The 14163-nt window shown below is 48.7% G+C and carries 11 protein-coding genes and 1 pseudogene; 6 read left to right on the forward strand and 6 right to left on the reverse strand.

All coding sequences use genetic code 11. The annotated features are described in order from the left end of the window. The first annotated feature begins 10 nt into the window (after positions 1-10). From K4H28_RS09945 to K4H28_RS09960, 4 genes are all read left to right on the forward strand, one after another. Positions 11-1156 carry a D-alanyl-D-alanine carboxypeptidase family protein gene (locus tag K4H28_RS09945; RefSeq protein ID WP_221005056.1) on the forward strand — a complete coding sequence of 382 codons (1146 nt, stop codon included), beginning with the start codon at positions 11-13 and terminating at the stop codon, positions 1154-1156. Between the two features lie 383 nt (positions 1157-1539). Further along, positions 1540-1749 carry a VF530 family protein gene (locus K4H28_RS09950; RefSeq protein WP_221005057.1) on the forward strand — a complete coding sequence of 70 codons (210 nt, stop codon included), beginning with the start codon at positions 1540-1542 and terminating at the stop codon, positions 1747-1749. Between the two features lie 33 nt (positions 1750-1782). Beyond that, positions 1783-2877, forward strand: a complete 1095-nt coding sequence (locus tag K4H28_RS09955; RefSeq protein WP_221005058.1) for a DUF4238 domain-containing protein — start codon at positions 1783-1785, stop codon at positions 2875-2877. A gap of 204 nt (positions 2878-3081) precedes the next feature. Beyond that, positions 3082-4137 (forward strand): M29 family metallopeptidase, encoded by a 1056-nt coding sequence (locus K4H28_RS09960; RefSeq protein ID WP_221005059.1) that lies wholly within the window; start codon positions 3082-3084, stop codon positions 4135-4137. Positions 4138-4255: 118 nt separating this feature from the next. On the opposite strand, the gene zigA is transcribed toward K4H28_RS09960, so the two are convergent. The 3 genes from zigA to K4H28_RS09975 all read right to left on the reverse strand — a co-directional run bounded on the left by zigA (position 4256) and on the right by K4H28_RS09975 (position 7190). Next, positions 4256-5488, reverse strand: coding sequence for a zinc metallochaperone GTPase ZigA (zigA, locus tag K4H28_RS09965; protein WP_221005060.1), 1233 nt, complete (start codon positions 5486-5488; stop codon positions 4256-4258). Between the two features lie 135 nt (positions 5489-5623). Continuing rightward, positions 5624-6310 (reverse strand): DUF502 domain-containing protein, encoded by a 687-nt coding sequence (locus K4H28_RS09970; protein ID WP_221005061.1) that lies wholly within the window; start codon positions 6308-6310, stop codon positions 5624-5626. Positions 6311-6395: 85 nt separating this feature from the next. Further along, the gene (locus K4H28_RS09975; RefSeq protein WP_221005062.1) at positions 6396-7190 is read right to left on the reverse strand and encodes a hypothetical protein; all 795 of its coding nucleotides are present in this window, start codon (positions 7188-7190) and stop codon (positions 6396-6398) included. Positions 7191-7766: 576 nt separating this feature from the next. Between K4H28_RS09975 and K4H28_RS09980 the strand changes: the two genes are divergently transcribed. Beyond that, on the forward strand, positions 7767-9386 hold the full coding sequence (locus tag K4H28_RS09980) for a methyl-accepting chemotaxis protein (protein ID WP_221005063.1): 1620 nt from the start codon (positions 7767-7769) through the stop codon (positions 9384-9386). A gap of 152 nt (positions 9387-9538) precedes the next feature. Here K4H28_RS09980 and K4H28_RS09985 read toward each other — a convergent pair whose 3' ends face one another. Further along, a complete protein-coding gene (locus tag K4H28_RS09985; RefSeq protein ID WP_255573493.1) occupies positions 9539-11059 on the reverse strand; it encodes a SulP family inorganic anion transporter in 1521 nt (506 codons plus the stop codon). 327 nt (positions 11060-11386) lie between these two features. On the opposite strand from K4H28_RS09985, the gene K4H28_RS09990 reads away from it, so the two are divergent. Continuing rightward, the gene (locus K4H28_RS09990; protein ID WP_221005065.1) at positions 11387-11995 is read left to right on the forward strand and encodes a hypothetical protein; all 609 of its coding nucleotides are present in this window, start codon (positions 11387-11389) and stop codon (positions 11993-11995) included. A 745-nt stretch (positions 11996-12740) separates the two neighbouring features. Here K4H28_RS09990 and K4H28_RS16935 read toward each other — a convergent pair. Both K4H28_RS16935 and K4H28_RS10000 read right to left on the reverse strand, forming a co-directional pair. Continuing rightward, positions 12741-12842 (reverse strand): annotated as a pseudogene (locus K4H28_RS16935) (PEP-CTERM sorting domain-containing protein); the annotation flags it as partial. 646 nt (positions 12843-13488) lie between these two features. Further along, entirely contained in the window at positions 13489-14025 is a 537-nt protein-coding gene (locus K4H28_RS10000) for a gamma carbonic anhydrase family protein (protein ID WP_221005067.1), read from the reverse strand. Between the last annotated feature and the right edge of the window lie 138 nt (positions 14026-14163).

Genomic DNA, 14163 nt, shown 5'->3' on the forward strand with positions numbered 1-14163 from the left:
AGCTGACACCATGCCACGCATTGCCATTACCGCCACTCTGATTGCCGCGCTGTTTAGCAGCAGTATCGCCCACGCTTTTGTTGCGCCTGTTCCTGAGATCGCCGCCAAATCTTATTATTTGTACGACAAGCAAAGTGGCCAAGTACTCGCCGCACGTGACCCAGATATGCGTGTTGAGCCTGCCTCGTTGACCAAGCTAATGACCGCTTACCTCACGTTCAAAGCGATTAAAGAAGGCAAGCTCAAACTCGATCAAACTTTATTAGTTTCAGAAAAAGGCTGGCGTCAAGAAGGCTCGCGGATGTATCTCGATCCAAAAGTACCGGCCACAGTGGAAGACCTGATCAAAGGCGTGATTGTACAAAGTGGTAATGACGCTTGCGTCACGCTCGCCGAAGGCATTGCTGGCTCTGAGGAAGTTTTTGCGCAATTAATGAACAAAGAAGGCAAACGTCTGGGCTTGAAAGACTCCGTGTTCACCAACAGCACGGGCCTACCTGATCCAGCGATGCATGTGACCACCAGCGATTTATCGCGTCTGGCCAGCGCCATCATCAGCGACTTTCCTGAGTTCTATCACATCTACTCGATCAAAGAATTCAAGTACAACAACATCAATCAACCGAACCGCAACTTGCTGCTCTACCGCGATCCCTTTGTGGACGGCATGAAAACCGGCCACACTCAATCGGCCGGTTACAATCTCGTGGCATCCAGCAAACGTGACGACCGCCGCTTGATTTCAGTAGTTGTTGGTACGACCAGCCCTGAAGTTCGCGCGACTGAATCATCAAAATTACTCAACTGGGGCGCACAGTTTTATGAAACCCCGCGCCTCTACACCGCCAAGCAAGCCGTACAGACCGTGCCAGTTTGGAAAGGTAAAGCCGATGTGGTCAGCGTTGGTTTTATGAATGATCAATTTATCACCGTACCGAAAGGCGACGCGGCGAAAATCAAAATTGAACTCACCAGCCAGCAGCCTTTGATTGCGCCGATTAAAGAAGGCCAACAAATCGGCACGCTCAAAATCATTCTCGAAGGCAAAGTATTGTCGGAGCGTCCAGTCGTAGCGGTAGCCGCAGTCGAAGAAGCCAATATCTTTGGTCGTGCGTGGGATACGATGCGTTTGTGGTGGAAAGGGATTTTCGGTTAATCTCTGAGCTTGCAGCAAACATCAAAAGCCCAACGTTGTTTGGGCTTTTTTGTACGTATATCTATACAGCCATTCATTTTAAATGAATAGATTAATATACTAGCTGACCTATTGTATTTAATTAGTGCGCCTTCGGCACGTTAGTTTTGAGTCGCAATCCGCGACGAGGACTTACTTCTCTTGCTTCGCCAAGAGAAGTAAGCAAGAGAAGGCGACCCCACGCCTGCGGCCCTCCGGGCTTCCCTCGGTCGGTCCTGAGCCAAACAATAAAACCGTTTGTCTCACTCCACTCGCTCGGCGATGGGCGTCAGGGGGTTTCAAACCCCTGCACGATGAGCGCGCTAGGTTTAAAATACCCAACAAATGATTCGCAAGGCCACACGATGTATAACTCAGACCCACAGCACGGCATTACGCTGGAAAAAATGCTTACCGATTTAGTCGACCATTTTGGCTGGGAAGAACTAGCGCGGCGGATTCCGATTAAGTGTTTTTCCAATAATCCATCAATCAAATCCAGCCTCACCTTCCTCCGTCGCACGCCATGGGCGCGGGCGCAGGTTGAGGAATTGGATGCGAGAATGCGGCGGTAATGAAAATGCCAGCTTATTAAATAAGGATGAATTTTGATAAATTGCCATTATGTACCGCGGTTGATTTTACGCCATTTTGCTGATGAAGAGAAAATTCAGTACTGTGACTTAGAAAAAAGTAAAGTAGAAAATAGAAACATCAAGTCTACTTTTGCCGAAAAGGGATATTACCCAGAAAAAATTGAAAAGGAATTGTGTTACAAGATTGAGAGCCAGTTCGCCAATCTTTTGAATAATAAAATTTTAAAAGAACGTTATAAAGTTTCTCTCTCAAGAGAGGATCTCTTTATTCTTAAGAAGTATCTTATTGTTACTGCTTTACGATTTAACGTAACAGAAGCAATGGAAGGCGTGGGTGCTGACCCTAATTTTGTAAAAAGTTATTCTGAAAATTTTTATCATAACATCAATAAAGTGCTTGCTTGTGCAAATGCTGAAGAAATATTTACGTATATAGATATTGATGCAGATGAAGCACTAGAAAGGGCAAGTAATAGTGAGCGTTATGGCGAAGTAAAGCTATTTGCGCACATAAAGAACATTCTTCATTCCTATATTGCAATCGTTAGTACAAATCAATGCAAGGAAGATTTAATTATTCCAGACACTGGATTTTCTTATAAAGCAACACATCTCAATTTCGGTCAAGGTGGGGCGTTTGATAAATGCATGTACACACTAAATTACGCATTAAAAAGTGGAAACCCTTTCTTGCTTCAGATGTCGCAGATGCTGACTCCGTATGACTACATGCTTTTTCCTGTGGCCAAAAAAATGGCCATTGTCTCATTTAGTGTATTTTATAAATTCTTTGATAATAAATCAGGTTTTTCTGGTTTGCTGCCGCTCAATGGAATGACTGTAAGTGAATTAATTGGTTTTGGAAGTTCTGATATTGTTGAACCACCAAAGGTAAACCTGCAAAACGGAAAACCAGTAGGGTATGAATATGGGATAAAACAATTGTCAAAGAAAGATGTTATCTCGCTTAACACATCGATGCTTAATACTGCTGAAAATTATTTTGGCTATTGTGATTTGGAATCAATTAGATCGAGCGTAGAATCCTATAACTCACTCAAGAAAAACGAACGAAGATACGATCTTCGTTACATCCTTGAACCGTAATTCCGTAGGTTGGGCTAAATGAAATGCAGCCCAACGTTTACCGCGAATGTTGGGCTTCGCAAACTCAGCACCAACCTACCAAATAAGAACTTGGAGTTAGCGGCAAAGAATACGCCGTAAAAACGTATTTTGCTTGCTTCACCACAAAACCAACCTCGCCCATTTCGCTTAAACTAGCACCTAATCCGTCATCGAGTCATCACCATGTTGTCACCCTGCTCTACCTTAGAAACGCCCCCCAATCCAGAACTCATCACGCTGGCGCAAGCGCATTTGCGGGATGTGTTGACGATTGCGTTTGAACACATCGATGGTGAACAGCAGGCGGTGGTGGTGTTTGATACTCGCTGTGAGTTGGCGGCGACGTTGACAGAGGCGTATCGGCTAGCATTGCCGAATGCGCTGTTCATTAATTTTGACGCCAGCACGCCCGAGCAAGTGTTGGCGGCGTTTGCGCCGTTAGCGGCGAAAGATTTGGTGGTGTTGGTGCAATCGACGAACTTTCGCCTCGAAGCCTTCCGCATTCGCGTTGAGCTGTTTAAGCGTGGCTTGAAAGTGATTGAGCATCCGCATTTGGGGCGGATGGTGGGTGATGAAGTACCGACGTATATCGATTCGCTGGCCTATGATGCGGCGTATTACCGCGGCGTTGGTCATGGACTCAAAGCTAAAATCGACAGCGCCAGCCGTGGTCTGGTTGATAGTGGCGAAGGCAATGTGCTGCACTTTGCTGCGCCGTTTGAATCGGCCAAGCTCAATATTGGCGATTACAGCCAGATGAATAATATCGGCGGGCAATTTCCGCTCGGCGAAGTGTTTACCGAGACGCAGGATTTTGCGGCGGTAAATGGACGGATTCGCGTGTTTGTGTTTGGCGACACGCGCTACCGCGTGAACCGCCCTAGCCTGCCGATTACCTTGGTGGTTGAACAGAGCCAAGTCGTTGCCGTGATTGATTCAACGCCCGAATTTGACGAGATGATGGCAATGATCCGCGCTGATGAAGGCGGCGTGGTGTGGGTGCGGGAATTGGGTTTGGGGCTAAACCGAGCGTTTAGTTTTGATCGCACCGTGAGTGATATCGGCACCTACGAGCGCATGTGCGGGATTCATTTATCGCTCGGGATGAAGCACGGCATCTACGCCAAACCGAATATCAAACGCGGCGAAGGCAAATATCACATTGATGTCTTTGCAATCACCGAATCGGTGCAGTTTGACGACGATGTCGTTTACCGTGATGGAGCGTGGGTGGTTTAAGTCGCCTGACTCAATTTATCAATCGAATGTTTGAGTCGTTATTGATGCAAGAAAGTGTATTGCCATCTATCCATTTAATAATAATGTTTAGCTAGCAATACCCATACCAATTTTGATACTAAGCCGATACCGCACACACCGCCGCTTCGTCTTCTTCATCCGCAGCTGTGCCCCAGTGCGGGAATGGGTCGTTCATTTTGAGCCATGCATCAGTGCCCAAGGCCAATTCAGCGTCGGTGAGCAAACATTGATTTAAGCGCTCTCGCAGCACCGCTTCGTCCATATCAATGCCGATGAACACCAATTCTTGCTTTCGGTCGCCAAAATCATCATCCCAGCGATCCATGATGCTGTCGATTTGCTCATCGTCAGTAGGCCAATGCGCTTTCGGTACACTCGCCCACCAGTAGCCACCCGCCCCATGGCGGCAAGCACCGCCGGCTTGCGACCAACTACCGGCAAAGCTCGGGCGGCTCGCCAACCAGAAAAAGCCTTTCGAGCGCAGCACGCCTTGCCATTCGCTGTGAATCAAGTTCCAGAATCGCTCTGGATGCAGCGGCGCACGCGCTTGCCAGACAAAACTACTGATGCCATATTCTTCGGTTTCTGGGATATGCTCACCGCGCAACTCAGCCAACCAGCCCGGCGCGTTAGCGGCTTCGTCAAAATCAAAACGCCCCGTGCCTAAAATCGCATTGAGTGGCACTTCTCCATTTTCAGCGACAATCTGCACCGCGCGTGGATTGAGCGCGGCGAGGATACTTTGTAATTCGGCCAACTGCTCTGGTGACACCAAATCGGGTTTACTAATCACCAATACATCGCAAAATTCGACTTGCTCGGTCAATAAATCGACCACGGTACGGTCGTCATCTTCCCCCGCCGTTTCGCCGCGTTCGGCCAGCAAATCGCCAGTGGAATAATCGTGCAAGAAGTTAAATGCATCGACCACCGTCACCATCGTGTCGAGTTGGGCGATGTCCGAGAGCGACTGCCCCGCTTCGTCGCGGAAGGTAAATGTCTCGGCCACGGGCAAAGGCTCGGCGATACCAGTGGATTCAATCAGTAAATAATCAAAGCGATCTTCTTTCGCGAGGCGCGCCACTTCGAGCAGCAAATCTTCGCGCAAAGTGCAGCAAATACAGCCATTACTCATCTCAATCAGCTTTTCTTCGCCACGCGCAAAACCGCCTTGATGGATCAACTCGCCATCGATATTCACATCCGACAAATCGTTCACAATCACCGCAACACGCAAACCTGCGCGATTTTTCAGCACATGATTCATCAAGGTTGTTTTGCCAGCCCCCAAAAATCCCGACAACACCGTAACGGGTAAACGCTTTGTCATTTTGCCTCTCCTTCAAAAAAGCAGAGCATACCTTTATGCAACTTGGTTGCGCAACTGTGTTGCATAAAAATCAAAGAATCAAATAGGCAAAAAAAAGCCACTTCGAATGAAGTGGCTGGTTTTGATTTCAAGGATTTATAGCTGCTTAGGATCAGGGTAAATCAGGGGTGTCGCTTGCAAAGCCTTTTTCAGCGGTGGTGGTGGCGTAATACCCATAGACATATACACGCTAGTGAGCTTATCTACACCAATATTGGCCGGACGAATCCATTCCTTTGGGATATACAGCAAGCCACCGCCAATTGGCACTGGCGCAGTCGGCACCAGCACGGCTTGATATTCGCGGCCTTCGATGTCCATGATTTCTGGGTTCGGCATCAGCGCCAACACCGCCACGCCATCGCCACCAAACAAACACCAAACGGGGCTCATCGCACCGATATCAGCGTCTTGTTTTTGGTCGAGCAAACTGACAAAACGATCGGCCACATTATATAAACTGCCAATCACCGGAATTCGGCGCACGGTTTTGTCGATCAAAGCAGTAATTGGTTTTTTCAACCGCGATTGCACCACAATCCCGAGCGGGTAAATCGCACCAATCACAATCGCCCATCCGAGCAAATAGCCAAGAATCGGATTAGTTACAATCGGCTGCCCCAACATCGCAAACAATTGCCCGGCAAAACTACTTGGACCTAAAAACTTGTCCAAAATATTAACCACCCAGCCCAGCAGTGAGACCGTCAATAGCAATGGTAACAGCGCCAACAAGCCAGCAAACCAAGTGGCCATCACACTTTTTGCACTACGTTTAATCATGCAAACTCCAAATTAATACAATGTATAGCTAGCAAAGCATCACGATTCAATGCGTACGACAAGATACCTCAAACTGCTTAATCAACTAAACCTCGCGGTATAGTTTTTTATCAGCCGACTTCATTTTTTCAAACTCACTGCGCAGTATGCAAACCAACTCACCATCGCCAATGCCACGCACCGCCACGGCACGAGTAATGATGCGGTCGGTAAAAAATGAGGTGGTGCGGCTGTCTTCCAAATCAAAACCACGCCGATTAAATGCAAAACCAATGCCGGGCAACTTTTGCATCCGCGCCGCCATATTAATGCACGAGCCCACATAATCATTGCCCTCGCCCACCGAATACACCGTGCCGCGCGCCAAGCCAACGCGCAAACGCGTTGGCGGCTCGACCACTCGCGATTTGAGCGAAGGCAAAAAGTCGGTCTGATACTTTTTACAAATACTCCACGTACTGGCAATCACATTACGCATCGCTGCCTGAGACAAGTCTTTACTCGACCAAATGACCAGCAAACCATCGCCTAAAAACTTAGTAAAGAACGGCAAGGGGCACCACAGCGCCACCCCCTCTTCTTCGTCTTTTTGCTTCATCTGATTGCGCAGCTCGTCCATCAACCAGCTTAAAAAGGGATGCAAAAAGCTCGGTACCGATAAATGCGGATCGATTTGATTGCAAAACTGACTAAAACCTTCCAAATCAAACACCGCGGCAATCGCATCCGTTGGTTTGGATTCAAGAGTCAGATTCCCCAAGCCTAGCATCGACGCATTAAAGCGATCAAACGCAGGATAGCTCAGCAATTTACGGCGATGGCCGTCGATAATGGTACGCACATAATCAGCGCTGCGGGGTTTATACGTTGGCATATTCAAGCAAATTCAATGAACCATAACAATCGCTCTATGTTACAGCATCAATCACAGCTCGGCTTAAATGGGCCATCGATTTGAGCAATCTAGCCCATACAGATCAATATTTCCTGACTACGAATTCGGCTATAACAAGCCCAAAAATGATTGTCGCTACTTTTCATTTTGAATAATTTACGCAAAAAAAATCATAGTGAATCAATTAAGCGTACACAAATGGATTGAGCCTCGCATCGGGGGCGAATCCACCAAACCGCCACAGCAGAGCGATGCGGCATCGAGCAAGTCCGAGCAAATCGATACGCCGGTATTGGCAAGCTGGGCTGCAATCACCTATTGCTCGTCGGCGATGACATCAGCGGCCCCGCACCTGCCATTGTTAATTTGCTAAAGCGCCATCTTGGCTTCACCCGCAAGGCAGTCACGCCCATATAAGGAACGCGGCTTGGGCTTTTAGCATATTTCATGCCAAATCTTACCCACTGTATCAATCAGACGACAGACGGCATTCAACCATACCACATTTGATCTAAATCAAAATAAGATATTGCTAATACAAAACCACAGGAAAACCACGCAATGACTGTACGTTCTCGCCTACTTGGGCTCATTGCTCTTGCCGTACTGGGTGTACTCATTGTTGCCATCATGAGTAGCTTTATCCTCAAACAACAAATGCTAGAAGATCGGCAAGAAAAACTACGCAATTTGGTCGAGTTGTCTATTCAATTAGCAGAGCAAGGCTATGCCAAAGAACAAGCAGGCAAAATGAATCGCAGCGAAGCGCAAGCCGAAGTCATCGCCAGCATCAAAGCCCTACGCTACAGCGGTAAAGAATATTTTTGGATTAACGATATGCAACCCCGCATGGTGATGCATGCGATCAAACCAGAGCTAGACGGCAAAGACCTCAGCGCCAGCAAAGACCCTGATGGTAAATTGCTTTTCGTCTCGATGGTGGATGTGGTCAAGCAGCAAGGCAAAGGATTTGTAGACTACCAATGGCCCAAACCCGGCGCCGATCAACCACAAGCTAAATTGTCGTTTGTACAAGGCTTTGCCCCTTGGGGCTGGGTCATCGGCACGGGCGTTTATATTGAGGACATCAGCCAGCAATTCTGGCAAACCTTGCTCACTGAATTCTTGATTATTGTACTCTGTACCGCCGTACTGATTGCCATTGCACTGGCGATCTCTCGCTCACTACAACGCCAATTGGGCGGAGAGCCCAGTGAGGCGGCCGCTCAAATGCAGGCGATTGCCGCTGGTGATTTACAAAAACAAATCCCACTCAAAGCAGGCGACCAGCAAAGTATGATGTTTCATCTCTGTACGATGCAAACGGCACTGCGCCAAGTCGTTAGTGAGCTCGGTGACGTCGCCAACGGTGTGAACAGCATGAGCACCCAGCTGGCCACCGACGCACACCAAGTTGAGAACGGCTCAAGCCGGCAACAAGAAGCCGCCGAAGCGATGGCCGCTGCGATTACCGAAATGACCGAAAGCATTCATCATATCGCCAGCAGCGCCGATTCGGCCAATGAACACTCACGCCATTCCGAGCAACAATCGCGTTCAGGTTCAGCGGTACTGAGCAAAGCCGTCCACGAAATGGACGACATCAATCAGGCCGTGGCGCAAACCTCAACCGTCATCAGCCAACTGGTGCAAAAAACCGAATCGATCTCGACCATCATGAATACCATCCGCGACGTCGCCGATCAAACCAATCTACTCGCGCTCAATGCCGCCATCGAAGCGGCACGTGCAGGCGAGCAAGGCCGTGGCTTTGCGGTCGTCGCCGATGAAGTACGCAAGCTCGCCGAACGCACCAGCCGCGCCACCACCGAAATTGCCGGCATGATCGATGATATTCAGCAAGGCAGTAATGCCTCACGTGATCATATGCAAACGGCGGTAGAGCGAGTCAGCCAAGGTGTTTCACTGGCGCGCCAAGGTGGTGAAGTGGTGCTGGAAATCGAGCAATCCGCGCGGAAAACTTTGCAAATGGTCGAGAGCATTTCTAGCGCACTGCATGAGCAAACGCAGGCCAATCAAATGGTCAACGAGCAAGTCGATCGCATTGCCATGACCTCGGAAAGCAATGCCGCAGCGGCATCGAACGCGCGCCAGCTCAGCACCCAACTGCAAGCGCAAACGCATCGTCTGCGTGAAGTGATGACGCGATTTAGAACTTAATTGAAACATAGCATGTATTGCCAGCCAGCTATTAACAATCATGGCCTAGCTGGCAATACTATCGCTAACAGGCATATAAAACCAACGCTAAAGCCCTGTTTTTTCACTTTAAAGCCCGCCATAGCGGGCAGAAATAGACTAAGTGAGTTAGTTTAGTTCACTTTATTATCCGCAATATGATAGTGCGGGTCTTCAAATTCGTTCACTTCAACCATGTCTTTAGCTTTTTCTAAAACTTCGAGGCAATCGGGGCTCAGGTGGCGCAAGTGCAGCGTTTTACCTGCTTGGCTATAGCGTACTGCCAGTGCATCAATCGCCTCAATCGCCGAATGGTCGACCACTTTGGCTTCTCGAAACTCGATCACTACATGCTGCGGATCATTTTTTGGATCAAACAGCGCAGTAAAATTGGCGGTCGACGCGAAAAACAGCGAACCTTGTAAGCGGTACACTTTCCAGCCTTGCGCATCGGTACTGATCTGCGCCTGAATCTGTTTCGCATGTTGCCAAGCGAACACCAACGCCGCAAACACCACGCCCGCCAATACTGCCACAGCCAAGTCCGTCAACACCGTAATTACCGTCACGCCGACCACAATAATCGCGTCTTGCCGTGGAATTTTGCGCAGAGCTTGCAAGCTACCCCAAGCAAACGATTTTTCGCACACCACAAACATCACGCCAATCAGCCCAGCCAGCGGAATTTTCTCGATCCACGGCGACAAGAACAAAATAAACGCCAGCAAAAACAGCGCCGCCACAATTCCCGATAAACGATGGCGCGCGCCATTACCGATATTAATCAAGCTCTGGCCTATCATTGCGCAGCCACCCATCGTCGCAAAAAAACCACTCACCACATTCGCCAAACCCTGCGCCATGCTCTCGCGATTGGGTTTGCCGCGCGTATCGGTCATTTCGTCGATCAGATTCAAAGTCAGTAGCGATTCAAGCAAACCGATCGTCGCCAAAATCAGTGCATATGGGAAAATAACCGTCAACGTCGCCCACACAAGCGGTACTTGCGGTAAATGAAATTGCGGCAATGCCCCAGCAATCGAGCCCATATCGCCTACCGTTTTGGTGTCAATACCCAAGCCCGCCACCACGCCCGCCACCACTAAAATCGCCGCCAAAGATGAGGGCACAATGGTGGTGAACTTGGGTACGATATAAATAATCGCCATCGTCAACGCAATCAAACCCAGCATCACATACAAGGCCGAGCCGCTCAGCCACGTCCTCGCGCCATCTGCGCCGACGACTTTAAAATGCCCCAGCTGCGCCATGAACACCACAATCGCCAAGCCATTCACAAAACCCAACATCACCGAATGCGGCACCATGCGGATGAATTTACCCAGCTTGAATGCGGCAAATAAAAGCTGCAGCACGCCCATCAAAATCACCGTTGCAAACAGATACTCGACGCCATGTTGCAGCACCAAGCTGACCATCACCACCGCCAGCGCCCCTGTCGCCCCCGAAATCATTCCCGGCCGACCACCCAAGGCAGCAGTAATTAAGCACATAAAAAACGCCGCGTATAAGCCTGTCAACGGGCTGACATGCGCCACGATGGCAAAAGCAATCGCCTCAGGCACCAGCGCCAACGCCACCGTGAGGCCACTCAAGACATTGGTTTTGATTTCAATGGGTTTTAGGGTCAACAAACGAAAATTCCTATTTTGATTCAATGATGAACAGATGCTGGCGGGATGGTATATCAATAATGGATTTGATAATTGTGAATGTAGGTCGCGCGGATGACGCGCGGGCGAAAAGCGCTCCGCGCTACCCTTGCCGCGTCGTGAGCCAAACGATAAAACTGTTTGTCTCTCCTTGCTGCGGTTAAACATCAATCAACGCTGATCGCGACCTACAAAATTTCACCAAGCTTACAAAAAACCACGTGCTATCGGTATTTTTCACGACCACAGATGATTGTTTAAGCCTGATTCAACTCGTACACTGGCGACTTTTTGCTGCCGAGTTGAATCATGTTGCCATTTCAGCTCCTTGATATGCCAACACAAAGTACCACCCCACCGCACTGGCTCAAGCTTGTTTTATTGTCGCTGCTGCTCCACGCTGCGGTGCTCATCGTTTGGCAACCAGCAAAACCAACCCACCCTACTGCTGCATCGGCCTTAGCAATCCAGTTGTTAATGCGGCCCCCGCTCTTGGCGAAACAACTCACCACCAATAAAACACAACCGGAAAAAATCAGCCCCCAAGCCAAACCTCAGCCTTCAAACCCACAGCTCATCACCAAAACACAGACTCAGATTCAACATCAAGCGCAATACGGCCAGCCTTTGTCAGCCAGTGCCGTGGCGGCAACGGCACCTGCAAGTCCAGCTTTGAATCTGGATGTGTCTAGCGCCCTTGCCAATCCCGCCACCGCACCGCGCCAACAACTCGTGCAACGGCACGGCGAAAAGCCACGACAGCTCAATACCGAAGCGCCAGAACACGAAACGGCACTCAGCCAAGATTTGAAAAAAGCCATACGAAAAGATTGCCGCAAGGCCTATAGCAGCATGGGGCTATTGGCGATTCCGCTCTTAATGAAAGACAGCGTGACTGATGATGGCTGCGATTGGTAATTGATGTGACTTCGGCACAGTTTTTGGTAGTCGCAATCTGCGACGGGGAGTTTTTGCGAGGGCAAAAGCAGCTGTGTTCTTTCGGAGTGAGTCGCGCTAATGCCGCGCGGCACCTACTTTTCTTTGCTTTGCCAAAGAAAAGTAGGCCAAAGAAAGGCAACCCTAGTATCTGCGTCCGACTTCGTCGGATTCCCTCGCTGCGGACAATCGGCAAGGCGGCGGGGTTTAACAAAACAGACCCCGCCGAAATCCCCTTGCCGCTTGTTCCTCGCTCGGCGCGATACAAGGGATCTCGCGCAGCTCAACGAGGTTTAAATTTAAGTCGATGTATTGCCAGCTATACATTGCTAATCAATGGCTACGATTGAATACATCGACATAGATATAAAAACCAGCGACTCTTGCACAGCACCAGCACAACACCAAATACGCCAATGGTGGAGTAATGGTTTTCAAATCCCGTCCAAGCGCACCGAGTGCGGAGCGAGACCTAGGCTCGCGACAATCGAGGGCACAGCGGAGCTGGGCGCGCCCGGGGCTCTTTTTCTTTGGTTCATTTCTTTTGGAGAAGCAAAAGAAATGAACCTGCCGCGCGCAGCCCGCGCCCCAAAACCTACGCGGCGCAGCCGCATAAAAAACAAAACCGCCAGAATAATCCAGCGGTTTTGTTTGAATAATACACGCGGTAAACGTTGGGCTGCGCAAGCTTAGCCCAACCTAAAGCACTACATGACTTGATAAATTATCAATTAGCTTTACGACGGCGCGCAGCCAATAACCCCACCAAACCCACCCCCATCAATGCGTAAGTTTCAGGTTCCGGAACAGGAGCAACTGCAATTTGTAATTCTGAAGGCAATTGCGCATCTTGAACATCTTTAACACCAAAAATAAGTTGTCCAGTGTATGCATTTGCAAAAGTAAACGTTTTCCAGCCTGTAGAGCTTACACCACCAACAACATTACCTAAATCACCTACACTCGATAGGTTTGTTGTGCCCGATGAAGTCGTAAAGAAAGAATAATCATTGAAAGGAATGTAGTCTGGGGTAGTAAACTTCCACGAAAATGAAGTTAAACCAGTAACATTTCCTGCAAGGGTCGTTGTACCAGTTATAGATGCTAGTAAACTGCTAGTCGTACCAGAGCCAGAAACTACAAACGTTGACAGGTCGAGGACGGCAGCATTGGCAAGCATTGAAGCAGAAGCAAAGGCAACAGCAAGGATAGAACGCTTCATAATTTAATCTCCAGTAAGCTTATACTTTGATTTTAGAAAACAAGATAGTAATTTATGTTAAAAAAACTATTTTTACAAACAGCGTTTTCTAATATGCAAAGAAAGTTCCGAATAATTATTTAAATTATTGAATTTAAACAACAAACCAACCAAAAATAAAAAAAATATGTAGCTATTGCAATAGTTACTGCTTGGAGTTGTAATCTTCAGTAATTAAATTAGAGGTTAGCATCACCCAATATTGTCGTAAGAATTAAATAACGCTACGTTGATATTTCCCCATCAACCGCACATAATGCGCTGCCGAATAGGCAAAATGCTTAATCTCATCTTCCGTTAACGCCCGCACTTCTTTCACTGGCCGCCCCATATAGAGATAGCCCGAACGCAATACTTTATTCGGTGGCACGAGCGAGCCTGCGCCGATCATGACGTGGTCTTCGATCACCACGCGGTCGAGCACTATTGTTCCCATGCCGATCAGGCATTCATTGCCAATGGTGCAGCCGTGCAGCATTACGCCGTGGCCGATGGTGACGCGCTCGCCGATCACCAGCGGTGCACCTAGAGGATCATCGGGGCGTTTGTGCGTGGTGTGCAGTACGCTGTTGTCTTGCACATTGCTGTCTTTGCCAACGTGGATATGATTCACATCGCCGCGCAGCACCGCGCCCGGCCAGATCGACACGTTTTCACCGAGTTTTACTTCACCAATCACGCTCGCTTGCGCGTGCACCCATGCGCCTGCACCGATTTCTGGATTCATACCATCGAATTGTTCAATTGACATTGTTGCTCCTAACTTGAATTCGGGCGAGAAACGCCCATTTATATTAAATCGATCAAAACCATAGTCCACGAACAACACGAAAAGCACGAAAAGTGCTAAAACAGGCCGTTTTGCTTATCTACCTGTGCGAACTAACTA

This window comes from Deefgea tanakiae (assembly GCF_019665765.1).
In the GTDB taxonomy this organism is placed as follows: Bacteria; Pseudomonadota; Gammaproteobacteria; order Burkholderiales; family Chitinibacteraceae; genus Deefgea; species Deefgea tanakiae.

What these genes read in the sequence shown, in the direction of transcription:
- K4H28_RS09945 (WP_221005056.1), top strand. Translation starts at nt 11, where the DNA reads ATGCCACGCATTGCCATTACCGCCACTCTGATTGCCGCGCTGTTTAGC.
- K4H28_RS09950 (WP_221005057.1), top strand. Translation starts at nt 1,540, where the DNA reads ATGTATAACTCAGACCCACAGCACGGCATTACGCTGGAAAAAATGCTT.
- K4H28_RS09960 (WP_221005059.1), top strand. Translation starts at nt 3,082, where the DNA reads ATGTTGTCACCCTGCTCTACCTTAGAAACGCCCCCCAATCCAGAACTC.
- zigA (WP_221005060.1), bottom strand. Translation starts at nt 5,488, where the DNA reads ATGACAAAGCGTTTACCCGTTACGGTGTTGTCGGGATTTTTGGGGGCT.
- K4H28_RS09970 (WP_221005061.1), bottom strand. Translation starts at nt 6,310, where the DNA reads ATGATTAAACGTAGTGCAAAAAGTGTGATGGCCACTTGGTTTGCTGGC.
- K4H28_RS09980 (WP_221005063.1), top strand. Translation starts at nt 7,767, where the DNA reads ATGACTGTACGTTCTCGCCTACTTGGGCTCATTGCTCTTGCCGTACTG.
- K4H28_RS09990 (WP_221005065.1), top strand. Translation starts at nt 11,387, where the DNA reads ATGTTGCCATTTCAGCTCCTTGATATGCCAACACAAAGTACCACCCCA.
- K4H28_RS10000 (WP_221005067.1), bottom strand. Translation starts at nt 14,025, where the DNA reads ATGTCAATTGAACAATTCGATGGTATGAATCCAGAAATCGGTGCAGGC.